Genomic DNA, 14,250 nt, shown 5'->3' with positions numbered 1-14,250 from the left:
CGCATCCGCATGGCCCTGGCGGACCGGTCACCAGCGGCGGCGTCCAGATCCTAGGAGTCGTGCTCCCCAGCAGCGTCGGCGCGTAGCTGAGCAAGACGCCCCCCGATCGGCTTGTCACCCTTCATCGCCTTGCGGGCCGCCGGAGTTCCACCGAGGTCACGCAACACGCCTTGGAGCTGAGGACCGAGCCACCCGACGGTCTTCGTCACCTCGCACATCGACTCCAGCGCCCGCAGCCGCCGCAGCGCGCCCTCGTCCCCGGCCAGGTCCCGGCGCAGCTCGGCCAGCTCCTCGGCGCGGTCGACCGCCTTCTCGATCTCCTCGGCCTGCCGCAGCGCGAGCGCCTTCATCGCCTGGTCGGAGTCGGCGAGCCAGTCCATCGCGTCCACTGCGGCGCGCACGGCATCGCGCAGGTCCGGCGCCCGCTCCCGCGTGGGCGGTTCAGGCGCCGCGGCGAGCTGACGACGGCGAGGGGGCATGGTCACCTCCGACCGGGCACCCCCGAGGCCGGGGGGAGAAAAAGGGAGACTGGGGCGCGGGTCGACCAATGATCACAGCCAAAAACGGACATACCAACGTTTTCGTAGGTCAGAGCCTTACCAGCGTCGCGAGGTAGTCGGCTTGGGTCCGCGCAGCCTGTTGCCGCGTCCGCTGTTGCATCCATAGTGAGCGGATCGCGCGTTGGTCGGGTCGAGTGGGTCACCACCCTTGGACAGTGGCACGAGGTGATCGAGAGACCAGCTCAGCGGGTGACGAGGCGGCAAGGCGAGGTCGATGGCGTGGCCGCAGATCCAGCAGACACGGGAGGCGGCACGGACCTGGTCACGGAGACGACGGTAGGGGCGGCCGGAGCGTCCCTTGCTGCGTGGCATCCCACCTCCCGCGTCGAGAACGCGGTGCCATGGCCGTGGCGTACCATGTTGATCACTGCTCGGAAGTTACTGAACGAGCAGTTGTGATGGAGCACGGTGAGGTCCGGTGCTGCAACACATTCGATCGCAGCCCTTTGTTCACATGCGGTCGAGTCGTGTTCGGGACACCTTGCCTGCTCGACTCGGCCATCCTCACCGGAAGCGAGTCGAGTGCATGACCCCCCTCAAGGCCCTGCTGGTCCTCGTGGCCATCCTCATCGGGATCATCGTTGCCCAGTTCGCCGGGTTCTCTGCGCGGCTAAGTGGAGCCGAGTCCCACACCGCGATCACCAGAGGCGGCGTAGCCTTCGCTGGCGCGGTGACGCTCATCCTGCTGATTGTTGGGAGTCTGGGCCTGCTCTGACCTCGTACATGCGAAAGCCCGGCTCACCGGCCGGGCTTTGGACATGCGGAACTTGCTCGAATTATGCGGCTTCAATTCGTCCAAGGTCAACTCGGGCGCGCATCACAGCAGCGTGGGCGTGTTGCAGGACGGTCGGGTCGTAGGTCGGGGCCGGACGTCCGCGGCGTCCGGTCCGGCGGGAGCCGCACGGCTGGAGGTGTAGGAGGTCGATCATCTCCCGCACCTCCGCCGCGGTGAGCGGCGGATGGAGCAGGGCGACGGCGTCCTCGATCGTCCACCGTTCGACAGACATCAGTACAGCCCGATATAGCGGTAAACACGCTCACCGTGGTCGTTAACGAAGTCGGTGTAGGCATACGTCGGATAGCGCTGCACCTCGGCCACCGGGGACGAGTCGAATGAGGTAAACCGGACAGGTGCCACCGCCCCGGGCATTCTCCAACGCGGCGGCCAGGTCCGGTCGCGAACGGTGCACCGTTCGCCGTCGTGATATCCGCCCACGAGCCGGATCACGAGCGGGACTGCGTCGTACAGGTCGGCGAGGTTCACGCCTCCATGATGCCCCAGAGGTCAGGAACGAGGCCGGGTCATGGCCTCGATCACCTTGGCGAAGCCCATATAGATGTGCGCGAAAACCAACATGACCTCCATGAAGGTAATGCGGTACAACCCTTCAAGGATCGGATCATCGGCGACCTCTGCGAGCTCGTCCCGCTTCTTACCCCAGTGGATGAGGTCGCCATACTGGTACAACGAGATGAGCTGTTCCGGCGGCAGCTCATAGCCAAACGGCCTGTATTGGCCCCCCATGACACCTTGAGCGATCATCTTCTTACGCACAAGTTGCAGGAGCGAGTGTCCCTGGAGCTTGTTGTGCGCCTCACGCCATTGCGCCACCATGCGCTGCCCTTCCTCACGCACACGAGGCGGCTGCCCGTCGAGGCGCTTGTAGAGCACGTTGTAGACCCTGGAGAAGCACGCAACTTCCTTAGTGGAGTGGAGTTGGCGGAAGGTCACCGTGACACCTCGGCTGACTTCTCGGCTCAGGAACTCCTTCTCAAGGATCTCCTTCACTCCCTCAGCCGTCACGTTGTACGCGAAGCTTTGGCCAACGTTGAGAAGCGAGCTCTCCAGGAGATCATCTACTGATCTCAGGTAGCGATCAATGAGACTTTGATCGTCTTTCGACAGCGGAAGGGTCAGGACCGGCGCACCAGCAGGATCAGAAAGATCGAAGACATAGGTGAGCCACTTCCACCACATCTCGAAGGACTCCGGCTGCGTGGATGTCTCGATGTACGGCGGCGCGAAAGGCAGCGTGATCTTGTCGAGGATGTATGCCTCGACAGTGACGCCCTGAAGGTGCAGTGTGTATGGCTGGAAGTCGCTGACCATGAAATTACCATCCCAGACGGGTCACGGCAGAGCGACCGCTTTATGGATAAAGCATGCGATTGAGGTTTACCACCCACTAATTCTCCCCATCGCAGGTGCAGCAGGGCGGCGTCCTCCACAGTCCAGGCATCCATGACCTCATCATGCCCGGATCTATCTGGCGCCGCCCTCGACCGGCCAGAGGAGCTGGGCGATACGAGAACAGTCTTCGCTGCTCAACGGGGGTGCACTGACCGCTAGGTCATGGATGTACTGCTCGATATCGGCTTCCCTTAGTTCCCGACGCTCCTCTTCGGCGCTTCTGGCCTGTGTCTCGCGGTTGGTCTCGCTGTTCACAATGTCTCCTCTGTTCTGTCCTTGCGGGGCCGGCCACCGCCAGCACCCTGCCCGGGACGTTCCCATCCGAGGATGGTCGCCGGCTTCCAGACCGGGGTCCGGCCAAGCACCTTGTCTTCCTGCGGCAGGCCGCCGGGCTCACCCTTCTGGCCGCGCAGCCGGTAGGTATGGACGCTACGCAGCTTCACGCCGAGGTATTCGGCGATGTCGGCCATGGTCCAGTAATCGGCATCCGGGTCAGGCGCCATCGTCATCTCCTTGTCGCAGCAGATACGACAAGGATTATGGCCGTACCGACCGAAGGTCAGCACGGCCACCCGGTTCACCGCTCTCCTTCCTCTCGGGCACGGCTCACCTCTGTCGCCTTGGCGAGTCCGCGGTTGCAGGCGTCGATCAGCTTGCCGATGCGCTTGCCGACGGCGGCCAGGTCGATGACCCGGCCGCGGCCGGTCGCCTCGCCGAGCTGGTAGTGCAGGGTGACGAGGCCGAGGCGCAGTTGCTCGTACGGCTCCATGACGTCGTTGAGCCGGTCGACGTGGGTCCGGAGTTCGAGGATCGTCCCGGCGTGGGTGTGGCAGTCGCGCCACCGGGTTGCCGCGTCGAGTTCGCGCCGCCGGGCGTCGGCGGTCTGGGCGTGCGCCCCGGCGACGCGCGCCTCAGCCTTGAGGGCGCGTTCACGCCAGTGGCGCATCCAGGTCTCCAGATAGCTGGGGTCCGGCGGTTCCTGGCCGGGCTTGAGGCGGGCGATCTCCTCGACGGGGTGGCAGTCGTGGTCACACGGGACGGGCTGGTTGTCCAGGTAGCCGATGCACATCCCGCAGCCGCCGGCCCGGCAGGCGTCCGACAGGTTCGGCGGGGTGTCGCAACCGCACGCCTCGGCGCGCGGGTCGAGGGCCGGGTCGACGGCGGCGATTAGGTCGGCGCCGAGCCGGCCGCCGGTCGCGTGGCCGAGGGCCAGGCGGCGGCCGTCGAGGGCGATGGTGATGACGAGGTGGCGGGTGGTGGTCACATCCCCTCCCCGAGGTGCGTGCCGCTGTCGGCCGACAGGACGGCGCGGCCGGTGGCCTCGACCTGCGTGCGGTTGGCCATGGCCTCGTGGAAGGGCTCCCCCAGGGTCGCGCGCAGCGGAGGCAGCAGGCAGGCGCAGACCTTCCAGGACTGGTAGACCAGGCCGCCGTCCGGGGTCTCCTCGGTGAGGCTCAGGGTGGCGATGTCGTGGCCGGTGTGGTCGGTGTTCGGGACGTTCATCGGGTTCCCTTCGAGTAGGGGCGGGCCGGAAGCGAGTCGGCGGGTTCGGCGCCCGGTCGCGTGTCCGGCCCGCGAGCGTCAGGGGTCACACGCGGAAGATCCGCGCGGTGTTGCGGCCGAGCGTCCACAGGTAGAAGTGGCTGTGACCGGTCGCCGCCTGGTGCTCGACGTCCCAGGCGTGGACGTCCTCGTGCTCGTCGGTGCGGACCCACGGGCCGTGTTCACCGCAGGCGCGGCAGGTCAGCATGGCGAACGTCACCACGGGCTCGTCGGGGCCGGTGTCCGGTAGTCCTGTGGGAAGGATCTCCATTGGCTACTCCGTCAGGGGTGTGCGTCATGGTCGTCTGCGCCGGTCAGCGCCGGGTTGTACACGTGCAGCCACTCGCCGTCGTACTCGGTGATCGGCTCGCCGCACCCGCACCAGTCCACACGGCCCTGACCGGCGACGATCTCGGCAAGGTCGGTCAGTTCTTCCGGGACGTCGTGCTCCTCGGAGGTCATCGGGTTCTCCCTTCGTTGCTGTGGGCGGGGCGGCCCGGCCCCCGATCGGGCCGCCCCGGGAAGGTGGTCACCGGTGGGTCAGCAGCATGAGCCGCTTGTGCGCCTTGGTCTTGAGGTCGTCGTCGGCGCCCTCCAGCAGGGCCGTGGCGCGGGCGATCTCCTCGGTCATGGACTTGCCGGGACGGCGCGGGGCGACGTGGTCGAGGTAGTCGGTGATCGACCTTTCCGCCGCGTACGCGGTCCGGCCGAGCCGCTCGCCCTCGCTGCGGAACATCGCGTCGAGGTGCTCGGTCCGGCGGGTGGCGATGGTGCGCGTGCGGTCGGCGGCGTCCTCCTCCAACGGCCACAGGTCCGCGATCACCTGGTGGAACGCGTCGATCTCCAGGGCGGTGCGGGCCAGTGCGGTCTCCTCGGCCGCCCACGCCTCGCCGTACTTGAGGGTCAGGCCGAGGCTGCGGCGGGCCTCCTCCAGCCGGTCGAGGGCGCCGGAGGTGTGCCGGATGCCCCACCGGGTCACGGCGTCGCGCACGGCGAACCGCTCGGTGTTCGCGCAGATGGGCCGCCACGGGGTGACCACGGTCTCGGCCTTGCTGCTGCCGTCGTGGCTGTTGATCGCGGCGATGAACAGGGTGACCTCGTCGGCGATGCCGCCCGCGTCGATCACGATGTTCTCCGGGACCTTCATGGACACGAAGACCCGGCGCCCGCCCCGCAGGCTTCCGGCGGACTCCCAGATCACGCCCTGCTCGACGAGGTCCTCCAGGAACTCGAAGATGCGGCGGTTCTGGATCACCTCGTAGCGGTTGCCCACGACGCCGAGGGCCTCGCCCGTGTCCTCTCGAACCGTGACGTGGTGGCCGGGCGCGGTGCGCAGCGTGGGCCGGTCCTCGTCGTCGAGCATGAACGAGTAGCGCACCTCTCGGCGGGCCACCTCCCAGTCGATTCCCCCGAGGCGGAGCACCTCGTCGATGTCGGAGATGCCGCCGGGGATGATCTGGCCGAGGCCGTGCCAGGCGGGGACGGCGGAGTACAGGGCCACGGTGCCGTCCTCGGCGACGTCGAGGCCGTGGTTGGCGACGACTTCGGCGATCTGGCCCAGCAGGTTGCGGCGGACGGTGAAGGTCTCGCCCGCGTCCCAGCCCTGGGTGACGCGGTAGCGGTCGGGGCCGATCTGGGTCATGCGCCCGGCGGCGACCTCGCTCGCGATCCACGCGGCCTTGTCGGTCTCGCGCTGGATCGCGGCGTCGCGGGCGGCCCGGCGCGCGTCGAGCTGGGCGGTCTTCTCGGCCGCGAACGCGGCGTTGACGTCGGTGATGGTCATCGTGGTGATCCCTTCGGGGGTCGAGCCGGGCGGCGGAGTGCCGCCCGGCGGGGAGCGGTCAGAGGGCGGGGACGGGGCAGTCGGGGGTCCAGCGCATGGAGTCGCGGCCGTAGCCGTACGGGTCGATGTCCTCGATCTCGGCGCGGATCCGGGCGAGGGCCGCAGCCTCGCGGTCGGCTTCCGGGCGCTCCAGGTGGAACGAGCCGGGCATGACGTCGAGGGCGATGATGCGGTCAACGCGGAAGGTACGGGGCGCACGCGCGTGGTGGTCCATCGCGCGGACGATCAGGTCTCCGGCGCGGGTCCGGGTCAGCTCGTACGGCTCGATGGTGCGGGTGGTCCAGTCGCCGTCCGCCGCGACGTAGGTGATCATCACCGGCTGCTCCGACGCGATGGCCCGTTCCAGGTCAGGGCCGCAGGCGGTGCCGTCTTCGGCGGGCGTGATGCTGGCGTGCCGGACGTGGTGGAGGCCGTGGACGCCGTCGAGGGTGTAGCGGGTGCCGCCGCAGCAGTGGCGGACGACCTCGAACACCTCACCGTGCAGGTGCTCGATGCTGCCGTGGTAGCGGACCTGCGTCCCGATCCCGTACATCCCGCCTCCTTGAAACCTTGTAGGTTTGACTACTACTAAGTATGCGCTCATCCCCTTTTGACGTCAAGGTGAGTACTACAAAGTTTTTAGGCGGATTGAGATGGATCGGTTCCTGTAGATCGGTTGCGGGACCGTGACGAGATCGCCACGGTGGGTCACATGACCAGACCTCTCCCTCTGCTGCTCGCACTCGCCTTTGCCGGGATCACCGCGACCGCGTGCGGCTCTTCGACGTCCGCCGCCCCCACCGAGCCGCCACCGGCCACCGAAACCACCGAGCCGACTCCGGAGCCGGCGCCCTCTGATCCAGATCGCACGGCCATCGATCCGGCGAGCGTCAAGATCACCGAGTGCGAGTTCCGCAAAGAGGACTACGGCGGGGGCACGATTACCTACGGCGTGGAATCCACCGCCTTCGCCACCAACACGACCAAACTCACGGGCACGCTCTCCCTGCACCTCCAGTACCAGGCAGCCGACGGCACGGCGATCGCTGAGAGCATCGCGGGCGCGAACAACATCAAGCCGGGCCAGCGCGCGAAGATCTCCGACAGTGCGGCGGTCGAGGCCGACGACCTTCCCGGTGGCAAGGTGAAGTGCGTCGTCATAAGCGCTGAGGTCTATCTCGTCAAGGAGTGATCGGCTCCAGTTCCTCGACGACGCGGCCGTCCCCGAGAGAGACGCGGACGTAGCCGGGGTTGATCCACATGACTGTCTTGAGTGGCAGCGCCCCCAGAGAGCCACGACTTTGTGATCCCGGCCGTCTCCAAGGCGTCGGCAAGGAGGAAGCTGGCCTGTAGTCGGTGGCTACGACGCGGAAGGCCGATCCCCATTGGGAGCGGCCGGACTCGACCGTCTCCCCTCACACATCGGGACCAACGACCATGGCGAGGATCTGCTTACTCGTCCTCTGCCACAGCAGGGGGTGGTGACGGTTCGGCGTCGTCTCGCTGGAGCAATCCGGAACCGTCCTTCTGCCGGACAACTATCCAACCAACTGGCCAGCGGTGTTCGTTATCCAGCCGTAACACCCGGACATCATCAAACAAGGCATCCCCTCCAAAGGTCGCCTCACCGAACCATGCGTCCTCCTCAAAGATCACCTTTTCAAAATGGACATTCTCATTGAAAGTCGCGTAGCCAAAATAGGCGTCCCCTTTAAAAGTTACATCGCCAAAATTTATATCCCTCGTGAAGGCCGCCCCGTCGAACCCGACTTCTCCCTTGAAGATCACATCGCCAAAATTCACCTCCCCCGTGAAGGCCGCCCCACCGAACGAGACTCCCTTTTCAAAGGTCGCCTCGCTGAAACCAGTTTCCCCCTCGAAGGTTGCCCTAGTAAACCAGGCATCTTCTACAAAGATCGCCTCCGCGAACCAGACGTCCCTCTCGAAGATCGTTCCACTGAACCTCGCATCTCCCTTAAAGGCCGTCCGCCTGAAGTCTGTTCTCCCCCTGAAAGTCGTCCCTTCGAACCAGGCGTCGACGGTAAGGCAGCCGGCGAAGTCAAGGTCAATAAGGAGAGCGCCGGTCAGGTCAACGCGCATGCCCTCCCAAAAACGGGAATTGGCAAGCGTCGTCGACTGTCCCAGCGTGCGGTCATCGCGTAGGTGCTCGGCCAGGATGCGCTGAGCGGTCAACCGGACCTGGCGCTCTTCATGGGGGTCATGTCCGGCAGCGAGAGCGGAGGCCCCGGCGACAGTAGCGCGCGGAACAGCATGTATCGGATCGTGCCGTGTGCTGTCGGAGGGCAAGGTATATGGCATGCGTAGATAGGCGCAGATCACATTGACGATGGTCTGCCGGTGGTCGGGATTATCCTGGGCGAGGCGTTCCAGGGCGTACAGCCCGCCTAAGCGGACAGCGGCCGTAGTGTGGCCGAGCTGCTCGACGGCCTTGGTGTATAGCTCGGTCACCCGGCGTTCGGTGGCGTCTTGGCGGTTGTGCTCAGCGACCTGCTCGGCCAGACGGGCGTTGCGTTCGGTGAGGTAGGCCGTCACATGTGTGGCATGCTCCTGGTGGCGCTGGCGGCGGAAAGCGAGCATCAAAGTGATCGCTGCACCGATTCCGGCGGCGAGGGCCAGGGCGGTTTGGATCGCGCCTTGGCGAGCCGTGGCCTCCTCTGCGGCTTTTGGTAAGGGCGGCAGGCTGCTCAGCAGCCACCACGCCATCACGGTGGCCGCGCCACCGACCAGCAGCGCCGCCGGAACGATCCACCACGCTGCGGCCCGTGGCGTACGCAACGGCGGCGGCACCATCGGTTCCGCGACAGCTAAGGGAGGATCATGAGCTGCGGGCTCAGCAGAGATGGCGAGGGTAGGGCGGAGCAGGCGGAGTAGTCGCGCGGGCAGGCGCATCCTTCCATCCCAGCCAATCCCGCCCCAACCCGCGCCCGTCCTTCATGTGATCGTTACGATTCTGCTCCGTAGTAGATCACCCGGCCGTCCGCCCAGACGAGCATGGCGTCCCCGTTCAATCGGTTCTTGTCGATCACGGCGGCCGGCGGGCGCCCGTCGCCATCCACGCACCTGCGGTTCGCGCACCTGACCCGCCCCTCCCGCCGGCCGACCCGCAGGCTGAAGGTGCGGCAGTACGGGCAGGCCGGCGGGAGTTGGCCGGCCGGTGCGCGCAGTGGTTCCCATCGCTCGGCCTCGCCGATGTCGCGGACTTCCTCGGCCCGGCGGATCCAGCCGGACAGGATGCGCGCCGTACGGCGGGCGCCGTCCTCGGGCACAGCGTGAACGAGCCGGGCGATCGAGGCCAGGGCCGCCACGGTGTTGGCGTCGGACCCGCCGCGGCGCTCGCCGAGCTGCCCGGCGACCTCGCGCCGCAGGGATGCCTCCAGGCGGCGGGCGCCCTCGTGGATGTCCATCAGGATCGGTCCTGCTTCGGCGTGCCAAGGTGCCGGGGAGCCGGTGACCTTGTGGTGCTGCATGCTGCCACGGGCAGCGTCGGCGACTTGCTCGGGCAGGAGCACGCGAAGTTGGTCAAGCAACGGTCCGAGTTCGGTGACGAGTGCAGAGATCTCCTCGGCAAGAGTCATACATCGAGGGTACGGCGGGCCTGTAAGGCCACTGATCTTTGGCATTTCTATCAGACGCTAAAGGGCGTACACACGACTACCGGCCGTACAGAAATACGGTTCGACAACGTCCGTGCGGTGGAACTCGAAGTCCGATGCGGAGCATCTTCCACCTACCCGAAAGTTGTGATGGGCGGGACGGCCCCGATGTGTATTTAGGTGCCGAAGTTTGCAAAACGGTCCTGACCGTTAATCACTTTTCGGTCTACCTTTTCGGACCACTCATGCCACCCATAAAGTCTGTCCGCATACTACACGCCGTAACGGTACGGCATATTCCCGCCACACTCCATGAAGTGCCACCGCTCGGCCACACCAGCCCCCCTCCACCAGAGCAAAGTACACACGATGATCATGATGCTGGTGAGAGGCATCTCCATTACATTCCGTAAGTGACCGACACTCGCCACGAATAACACTCGGTAATTTCCGTGCAACCAAAAGCGATAAAATTATCGGGTAGCCAGAAGTAATAATTACGGACAACATCATCAAGTGTGATCCACTTCACATTTACTCCTATTCTTGAAAATGATTTCATCTGAATGTCAAGAGAGGCAATCTGGTGAAGTAATACATAAATTCTCCGGACAAGCCAACGGCCGTTGCTGCTTCTCCTGGCGCTCCGCAAAACAGATCCAACGAGCAAAGAGAAAGGCTCACGTGAAAAACGTCACACGAAGCGTATCCGTGCTGCTGACAGCCCTGGTCGCGACCCTCGGCATGGGTGTTCTGTCGCCAGCCGCCAACGCGGCAGTCAACACCTGCGGCAGCTACGTATTTGGCGGAGACGCCTCCGGAGGCATCTCGAACGGTACGCTAAAGGCCGGTTTCTGCATCGGCAGCGGGTCGATTCGTCGTATCAATGTGCTCTACGAGAAGACTGGCGGATCCACGACGAACGTTCGACTGGGCTACCAGGAGACGGATTCTAGCGGCGTGGGAATTTCTCCTCCCGTCTACGCGGCAGCGCAGAACGTGAACTCGGGCCAGACCGCCGAAAGGGCCTTTAGTGTCACTGAACCGATCGGCTGCTACCACGGGGTAATGCTCAACACGCTCACCGGCTACCAGTACGTTACCCGCGTTTGGGGATCTTGCTAGCGGATCCTAGCGGTGCAGGTTGGCAGTGTGCGGCGCCTGGCGTTGCACACTGCCGTATAGTTTTATCTCCTTGATATACAGTGAAGGGGTTTTGCCGTGCATTTACCAGTACCCATAGAGGTGCTTCTTTCAAATCACGACCTCCTCATACCAATAGCATTCTTTCTGGGCATCCTGCTCATCATAACGATACCAGTATCCGGCTGGCTTGCCCGGCGCACGGGATCAGCGCGATGGCTGACCTTCATGTTCCTTCTCGGGGGGGCTGGCGTGCTTGCCATCACCCTCCCCCTTCACGTCAACTACTACGGATTCCTGTCTTGCGTCATCCAGAATCCCCTCCAGGCAGCAAATGTATGGGATTCTCAAAACTATCTAAACGCCGTACTTTACTTTCCAGTGGCACTCTTCGGGCATCTAGTATTCCGCCGAACCTTTGTAACGATAGCGATTCTCGCATCGGGATCCGCAGCCATCGAAACGATCCAGATGTTTTCCGACAGGGTTTGCAGCACGACCGACTTCATCTTCAATTTGATCGGCGGCCTAGCGGGAATCATCACTGCACGGATCCTCGTTATGGCGACACACAAAACCCATGAGCAGCGACTTGGTGATGAGCGGCACACCGATTCCGTCGCTCCTTAAGCCATATAGCCCCCTTTCTTGGTGGGCCCAACCGGCGGGGTCTCCTGCGGCTTCAGTCGCCCCCGCCGGTCCCGGCACATATGGGCAGCACCCCTGCCATAGCGGGAGTGCTGGGCGGCTCGTTCACCGGGACGCCAGATTCCGAGGAGATGCAAGAGGATGGCACCAGTACCGAGGCGCCCGTTCCGCCGATCGCAACGTGTGCCATGTCGAGCTGTCACCGACGCCGTCGACCACCAGGAGCACGGTGGCGACGATCCGCTTACTGTTCTTTCCCATCTGATTCTCTTTTCTCTTTCTTCTGGCCGATCCGTCCTTTCGGAACGTTATTGGAATCGGCCCGTGCCGTGCCGTGAGTTTTACATCATCCGCTGATCAGGTATGCGTCCCACGAGACGTAGTCCGCACCGCTTCCACCGGTCGAGTCCCAGAGCTTCGCCCAGTCGCCGGAGTTGTTCCAGACGTGGAAGGGCAGGTTCCAGAACAGTTTCGTGACGTTGCCGGCGGTCGCGTTCGTCCCGGCCCCGGTGTAGACCTCGACGGCCCCGCCAGCGGGAACGGCCTTCACCGCCGCGTCGGCGAAGGTGTAGGTGTGGCCCCACTTGTCGCGGAGCTTCCAGCCGTCGGTGAGATCCACCGGGTCGGTGGACTTGTTCTCGATCCTGACGACCTCGGCGTTGCGATTGGCCATCGTGTCCGTGCCGACGGCGTTGTAGTTGACCTTGGTGATCCGCATGTCCGGCGTCGTCTCGGCCGTCGCGGAGGCGGTCAGCCCGAGGGCCGCCGCCAGCACGAGGGCCAGGGCGAGCGCCAGCGTCCGGAGCTTGGTCATGAGATTCCTTCTGTCGATCCTTCGCTTCCGTGCCGTGCCATGCCGTGTCAGGTCTTCTCGATCGTCGCCGTGAACCGCCCGTAGCGCGGCCTCCAGTCGCCGAGGCCGACCAGGGCGCCCGCGGTCTGCGCGATGCGCTCCAGCTCGTCCAGGCCGAGGACCGCGGGGTCGAGGAAGCCCGCGGCTTCGGTGTGCCAGGCGCGGAAGATCGGGCGGCATCGGTGGGCGCCGGCCGGGCCGACCCGCACCGACAGCCGGAAGGCGGGATCGGCCCACAGGCCCGCAGCATCCCGCGGGCCGTCGTAGACCAGCGCGTTGACCTCGGTCGTGATGACCAGACCGCCGGTCAGCGCGTCTTCGGCGCCCAGGCGGCGGGCGCCGTCGCGCAGTGCCGCCCACAGGTTGACGGCCGGGAGGTACGGCCCCGCCGCCGGATCCAGGTAGAGCGCCGCGGCGTGCTCGGTGCGGGCGACCTCCTCGGCTCCGGCTGCGCGAGCCCGCTCCAGGGCGCCGGTGGCCGGGTCCAGCGGGTTGGCCTGGCGCCCGTTGTTCATGAGCAACGGCACCGTGCCGTGCAGGACGAGCCGCAACGTGATCATTGGTCGTCCACCTCGTCGAGGTCGTAGGTCGAGCAGCTCGCGGCGGCCAGCTCGTACGGCATGGCGTGCCGGTTGAGCGCGGCGATCACGCCCTCCAGCACGGCCGCCGACGGGGCGCTGGTGCGGAAGGTCAGGGCGATGGTGATGTGCGGGTCACTCACTGAGCAGCTCCTTGTGGGTCTCGACCTCCAGGCGGCGGATGGTGCTGCGCCAGGTGGCCGTCTGGCGGACGACCGCCTCGTCGGCGACGTCGGCCCGCATCGCGGCCTGCACGAACTCACGCAGTTCGCCGAAGGTCATGCCGCCCTTCGGGTCGGCGGCTGACTGGGTGACTCCGGTCCTGATCGTCATGACGGTCTCCGGGTGCCCGCGTCGAGCTGCTGAGCGTCCCACCGGCCGGGCAGGGTCTCCACCTGGTGGCGTCCGCAGCGGGCGCAGCGCTGGAGCACGAGCGTGGCCCCCGGGCCGGTGACGATGAGGGAGGTCGCCACGTGCTGGACCGCGGTGGGCGCGAAACGGCAGCGGTGAAAGATCACGGGAGTACTCCTTCGTCCACCAGCAGGCCACGGACGGCCCGCTGGAAGTCGCGCATGGCGGCCAGGAATGCCACCTGGTCGGCGGGCAGGCCCGCCTCCTCGGCCACCGCGTGCATCCGTTCCACGTCCACGGCCAGCACGACCTGGCGGGTGTAGGCGACCAGCACCGGCAGGGCCTGGCGGAGGTAGACCGCATCGCTGTCAGCCACGCTCGTCTCCTCCCATGTCCAGCCAGCGCAGGACGGTCAGAGCGCTCTCGACGTAGCAGCCCTCCCCGGACTCGATCCGGGAGATCGTCGCTACGGAGACGCCGAGCTGGCCGGCGGCCTTGCTCTGGTTCAGATGGCGGGCGCGGCGGGCCTCGCGCAGCAGCAGCGGCAGCGCGGTGAGCACCTCTGCCAGCTCGGTGTAGGAGGTCGGCTCATCGGTCATCGGTGTCGTCCTCCACCAGGCGCACCTCGGCGATCCGGTACGTCTCGCGATGACCGGTCGAGCGGGCGGTCATCTCCAGGTTGTGCCGCTCGTGGCGGGCGCCGCTGATCTCGCGGTGGATCTCGCCGTGCGGGTTGCAGTCGGGCCAGGCCGCGCCGGGCGGGTACTCCACGACGATGAAACCGAGCGGGTCAGGCACTGGAGGTCACCTCCTCGGTGTGGGCGCGCTCCAGCTCGGCGAGGCGGGCCTGTGCACTGTCGGCCAGCGCTCGCAGCTCGGCCAAGACGGCGCGGGCCAGCGCCAGCGCGTCACCGGCCGAAGCCGGCGACGCCGGATAGCCGACGACCT

The 14,250-nt window shown here is 65.8% G+C and carries 25 protein-coding genes; 4 read left to right on the top strand and 21 right to left on the bottom strand.

Annotated elements, in window-relative coordinates; all coding sequences use genetic code 11:
• Nucleotides 1–50: 50 nt before the first annotated feature.
• A complete protein-coding gene (locus tag F4562_RS16705) occupies nucleotides 51–479 on the bottom strand; it encodes a terminase small subunit (RefSeq protein WP_221207833.1) in 429 nt (142 codons plus the stop codon).
• 117 nt (nucleotides 480–596) lie between these two features.
• Complete coding sequence (locus tag F4562_RS36660; RefSeq protein WP_184547530.1) at nucleotides 597–872, bottom strand: HNH endonuclease; 276 nt, start codon at nucleotides 870–872, stop codon at nucleotides 597–599.
• Nucleotides 873–1,086: 214 nt separating this feature from the next.
• Between F4562_RS36660 and F4562_RS16695 the strand changes: the two genes are divergently transcribed.
• Entirely contained in the window at nucleotides 1,087–1,275 is a 189-nt protein-coding gene (locus tag F4562_RS16695; protein ID WP_184547532.1) for a hypothetical protein, read from the top strand.
• A gap of 291 nt (nucleotides 1,276–1,566) precedes the next feature.
• Here the strand turns inward: F4562_RS16695 and F4562_RS16690 are convergent, their stop codons facing one another.
• The 9 genes from F4562_RS16690 to F4562_RS16650 form a co-directional block, all read right to left on the bottom strand.
• Complete coding sequence (locus F4562_RS16690; RefSeq protein ID WP_184547535.1) at nucleotides 1,567–1,824, bottom strand: hypothetical protein; 258 nt, start codon at nucleotides 1,822–1,824, stop codon at nucleotides 1,567–1,569.
• Between the two features lie 21 nt (nucleotides 1,825–1,845).
• Nucleotides 1,846–2,670, bottom strand: coding sequence for a hypothetical protein (locus tag F4562_RS16685; RefSeq protein WP_184547537.1), 825 nt, complete (start codon nucleotides 2,668–2,670; stop codon nucleotides 1,846–1,848).
• Between the two features lie 332 nt (nucleotides 2,671–3,002).
• Nucleotides 3,003–3,332, bottom strand: coding sequence for a hypothetical protein (locus tag F4562_RS16680; RefSeq protein ID WP_221207834.1), 330 nt, complete (start codon nucleotides 3,330–3,332; stop codon nucleotides 3,003–3,005).
• Complete coding sequence (locus tag F4562_RS16675; RefSeq protein ID WP_184547539.1) at nucleotides 3,329–4,015, bottom strand: hypothetical protein; 687 nt, start codon at nucleotides 4,013–4,015, stop codon at nucleotides 3,329–3,331. The genes F4562_RS16680 and F4562_RS16675 overlap by 4 nt, the downstream gene beginning before the upstream one ends.
• The gene (locus F4562_RS16670; RefSeq protein ID WP_184547541.1) at nucleotides 4,012–4,254 is read right to left on the bottom strand and encodes a hypothetical protein; all 243 of its coding nucleotides are present in this window, start codon (nucleotides 4,252–4,254) and stop codon (nucleotides 4,012–4,014) included. Before F4562_RS16670 ends, F4562_RS16675 begins: the two co-directional genes overlap by 4 nt.
• Before the next feature lie 85 nt (nucleotides 4,255–4,339).
• Entirely contained in the window at nucleotides 4,340–4,564 is a 225-nt protein-coding gene (locus tag F4562_RS16665) for a hypothetical protein (protein ID WP_184547543.1), read from the bottom strand.
• Nucleotides 4,565–4,575: 11 nt separating this feature from the next.
• Nucleotides 4,576–4,755, bottom strand: coding sequence for a hypothetical protein (locus tag F4562_RS16660; protein WP_184547545.1), 180 nt, complete (start codon nucleotides 4,753–4,755; stop codon nucleotides 4,576–4,578).
• Nucleotides 4,756–4,822: 67 nt separating this feature from the next.
• A complete protein-coding gene (locus F4562_RS16655) occupies nucleotides 4,823–6,076 on the bottom strand; it encodes a TIGR03299 family phage/plasmid-derived protein (protein ID WP_184547547.1) in 1,254 nt (417 codons plus the stop codon).
• Between the two features lie 58 nt (nucleotides 6,077–6,134).
• The gene (locus F4562_RS16650) at nucleotides 6,135–6,668 is read right to left on the bottom strand and encodes a WYL domain-containing protein (RefSeq protein WP_184547549.1); all 534 of its coding nucleotides are present in this window, start codon (nucleotides 6,666–6,668) and stop codon (nucleotides 6,135–6,137) included.
• 159 nt (nucleotides 6,669–6,827) lie between these two features.
• Here F4562_RS16650 and F4562_RS16645 point away from each other — a divergent pair, with 159 nt between their 5' ends.
• A complete protein-coding gene (locus tag F4562_RS16645; protein WP_184547551.1) occupies nucleotides 6,828–7,307 on the top strand; it encodes a hypothetical protein in 480 nt (159 codons plus the stop codon).
• A 260-nt stretch (nucleotides 7,308–7,567) separates the two neighbouring features.
• Here F4562_RS16645 and F4562_RS16640 read toward each other — a convergent pair whose 3' ends face one another.
• Complete coding sequence (locus tag F4562_RS16640; protein ID WP_184547553.1) at nucleotides 7,568–8,926, bottom strand: pentapeptide repeat-containing protein; 1,359 nt, start codon at nucleotides 8,924–8,926, stop codon at nucleotides 7,568–7,570.
• A gap of 152 nt (nucleotides 8,927–9,078) precedes the next feature.
• Nucleotides 9,079–9,711 carry a hypothetical protein gene (locus F4562_RS16635; RefSeq protein WP_184547555.1) on the bottom strand — a complete coding sequence of 211 codons (633 nt, stop codon included), beginning with the start codon at nucleotides 9,709–9,711 and terminating at the stop codon, nucleotides 9,079–9,081.
• Nucleotides 9,712–10,440: 729 nt separating this feature from the next.
• Here F4562_RS16635 and F4562_RS16630 point away from each other — a divergent pair.
• Nucleotides 10,441–10,854, top strand: coding sequence for a hypothetical protein (locus tag F4562_RS16630; protein WP_184547557.1), 414 nt, complete (start codon nucleotides 10,441–10,443; stop codon nucleotides 10,852–10,854).
• A 96-nt stretch (nucleotides 10,855–10,950) separates the two neighbouring features.
• Nucleotides 10,951–11,502 (top strand): VanZ family protein, encoded by a 552-nt coding sequence (locus F4562_RS16625; protein ID WP_184547559.1) that lies wholly within the window; start codon nucleotides 10,951–10,953, stop codon nucleotides 11,500–11,502.
• A gap of 364 nt (nucleotides 11,503–11,866) precedes the next feature.
• Here the strand turns inward: F4562_RS16625 and F4562_RS16620 are convergent, their stop codons facing one another.
• Genes F4562_RS16620 through F4562_RS16585 form a run of 8 tightly spaced genes read right to left on the bottom strand, consistent with a single transcriptional unit; the run spans nucleotide 11,867 to nucleotide 14,100 of the window.
• The gene (locus F4562_RS16620; protein WP_184547561.1) at nucleotides 11,867–12,334 is read right to left on the bottom strand and encodes a lamin tail domain-containing protein; all 468 of its coding nucleotides are present in this window, start codon (nucleotides 12,332–12,334) and stop codon (nucleotides 11,867–11,869) included.
• A gap of 47 nt (nucleotides 12,335–12,381) precedes the next feature.
• The gene (locus tag F4562_RS16615) at nucleotides 12,382–12,933 is read right to left on the bottom strand and encodes a hypothetical protein (protein WP_184547563.1); all 552 of its coding nucleotides are present in this window, start codon (nucleotides 12,931–12,933) and stop codon (nucleotides 12,382–12,384) included.
• A complete protein-coding gene (locus F4562_RS16610; protein WP_184547565.1) occupies nucleotides 12,930–13,094 on the bottom strand; it encodes a hypothetical protein in 165 nt (54 codons plus the stop codon). The genes F4562_RS16615 and F4562_RS16610 overlap by 4 nt, the downstream gene beginning before the upstream one ends.
• Nucleotides 13,087–13,284 carry a hypothetical protein gene (locus F4562_RS16605; protein ID WP_184547567.1) on the bottom strand — a complete coding sequence of 66 codons (198 nt, stop codon included), beginning with the start codon at nucleotides 13,282–13,284 and terminating at the stop codon, nucleotides 13,087–13,089. Before F4562_RS16605 ends, F4562_RS16610 begins: the two co-directional genes overlap by 8 nt.
• Nucleotides 13,281–13,469, bottom strand: a complete 189-nt coding sequence (locus F4562_RS16600) for a hypothetical protein (protein ID WP_184547569.1) — start codon at nucleotides 13,467–13,469, stop codon at nucleotides 13,281–13,283. The genes F4562_RS16605 and F4562_RS16600 overlap by 4 nt, the downstream gene beginning before the upstream one ends.
• Entirely contained in the window at nucleotides 13,466–13,678 is a 213-nt protein-coding gene (locus F4562_RS16595; protein WP_184547571.1) for a hypothetical protein, read from the bottom strand. The genes F4562_RS16600 and F4562_RS16595 overlap by 4 nt, the downstream gene beginning before the upstream one ends.
• Complete coding sequence (locus F4562_RS16590) at nucleotides 13,671–13,901, bottom strand: helix-turn-helix domain-containing protein (RefSeq protein WP_184547573.1); 231 nt, start codon at nucleotides 13,899–13,901, stop codon at nucleotides 13,671–13,673. The genes F4562_RS16595 and F4562_RS16590 overlap by 8 nt, the downstream gene beginning before the upstream one ends.
• Complete coding sequence (locus F4562_RS16585; RefSeq protein WP_184547575.1) at nucleotides 13,891–14,100, bottom strand: hypothetical protein; 210 nt, start codon at nucleotides 14,098–14,100, stop codon at nucleotides 13,891–13,893. Before F4562_RS16585 ends, F4562_RS16590 begins: the two co-directional genes overlap by 11 nt.
• Nucleotides 14,101–14,250 lie beyond the last annotated feature (150 nt).

The organism is Streptosporangium becharense (genome assembly GCF_014204985.1).
Classification (GTDB): Bacteria; Actinomycetota; Actinomycetes; order Streptosporangiales; family Streptosporangiaceae; genus Streptosporangium; species Streptosporangium becharense.
This window is presented reverse-complemented; position numbering and strand designations above follow the sequence as displayed.

Excerpts from the sequence above, each read along its gene's own strand:
- F4562_RS16705 (WP_221207833.1), bottom strand. The coding sequence starts at position 479 with ATGCCCCCTCGCCGTCGTCAGCTCGCCGCGGCGCCTGAACCGCCCACG.
- F4562_RS36660 (WP_184547530.1), bottom strand. The coding sequence starts at position 872 with ATGCCACGCAGCAAGGGACGCTCCGGCCGCCCCTACCGTCGTCTCCGT.
- F4562_RS16695 (WP_184547532.1), top strand. The coding sequence starts at position 1,087 with ATGACCCCCCTCAAGGCCCTGCTGGTCCTCGTGGCCATCCTCATCGGG.
- F4562_RS16685 (WP_184547537.1), bottom strand. The coding sequence starts at position 2,670 with ATGGTCAGCGACTTCCAGCCATACACACTGCACCTTCAGGGCGTCACT.
- F4562_RS16670 (WP_184547541.1), bottom strand. The coding sequence starts at position 4,254 with ATGAACGTCCCGAACACCGACCACACCGGCCACGACATCGCCACCCTG.
- F4562_RS16665 (WP_184547543.1), bottom strand. The coding sequence starts at position 4,564 with ATGGAGATCCTTCCCACAGGACTACCGGACACCGGCCCCGACGAGCCC.
- F4562_RS16660 (WP_184547545.1), bottom strand. The coding sequence starts at position 4,755 with ATGACCTCCGAGGAGCACGACGTCCCGGAAGAACTGACCGACCTTGCC.
- F4562_RS16655 (WP_184547547.1), bottom strand. The coding sequence starts at position 6,076 with ATGACCATCACCGACGTCAACGCCGCGTTCGCGGCCGAGAAGACCGCC.
- F4562_RS16650 (WP_184547549.1), bottom strand. The coding sequence starts at position 6,668 with ATGTACGGGATCGGGACGCAGGTCCGCTACCACGGCAGCATCGAGCAC.
- F4562_RS16645 (WP_184547551.1), top strand. The coding sequence starts at position 6,828 with ATGACCAGACCTCTCCCTCTGCTGCTCGCACTCGCCTTTGCCGGGATC.
- F4562_RS16640 (WP_184547553.1), bottom strand. The coding sequence starts at position 8,926 with ATGGTGCCGCCGCCGTTGCGTACGCCACGGGCCGCAGCGTGGTGGATC.
- F4562_RS16635 (WP_184547555.1), bottom strand. The coding sequence starts at position 9,711 with ATGACTCTTGCCGAGGAGATCTCTGCACTCGTCACCGAACTCGGACCG.
- F4562_RS16620 (WP_184547561.1), bottom strand. The coding sequence starts at position 12,334 with ATGACCAAGCTCCGGACGCTGGCGCTCGCCCTGGCCCTCGTGCTGGCG.
- F4562_RS16615 (WP_184547563.1), bottom strand. The coding sequence starts at position 12,933 with ATGATCACGTTGCGGCTCGTCCTGCACGGCACGGTGCCGTTGCTCATG.
- F4562_RS16605 (WP_184547567.1), bottom strand. The coding sequence starts at position 13,284 with ATGACGATCAGGACCGGAGTCACCCAGTCAGCCGCCGACCCGAAGGGC.
- F4562_RS16590 (WP_184547573.1), bottom strand. The coding sequence starts at position 13,901 with ATGACCGATGAGCCGACCTCCTACACCGAGCTGGCAGAGGTGCTCACC.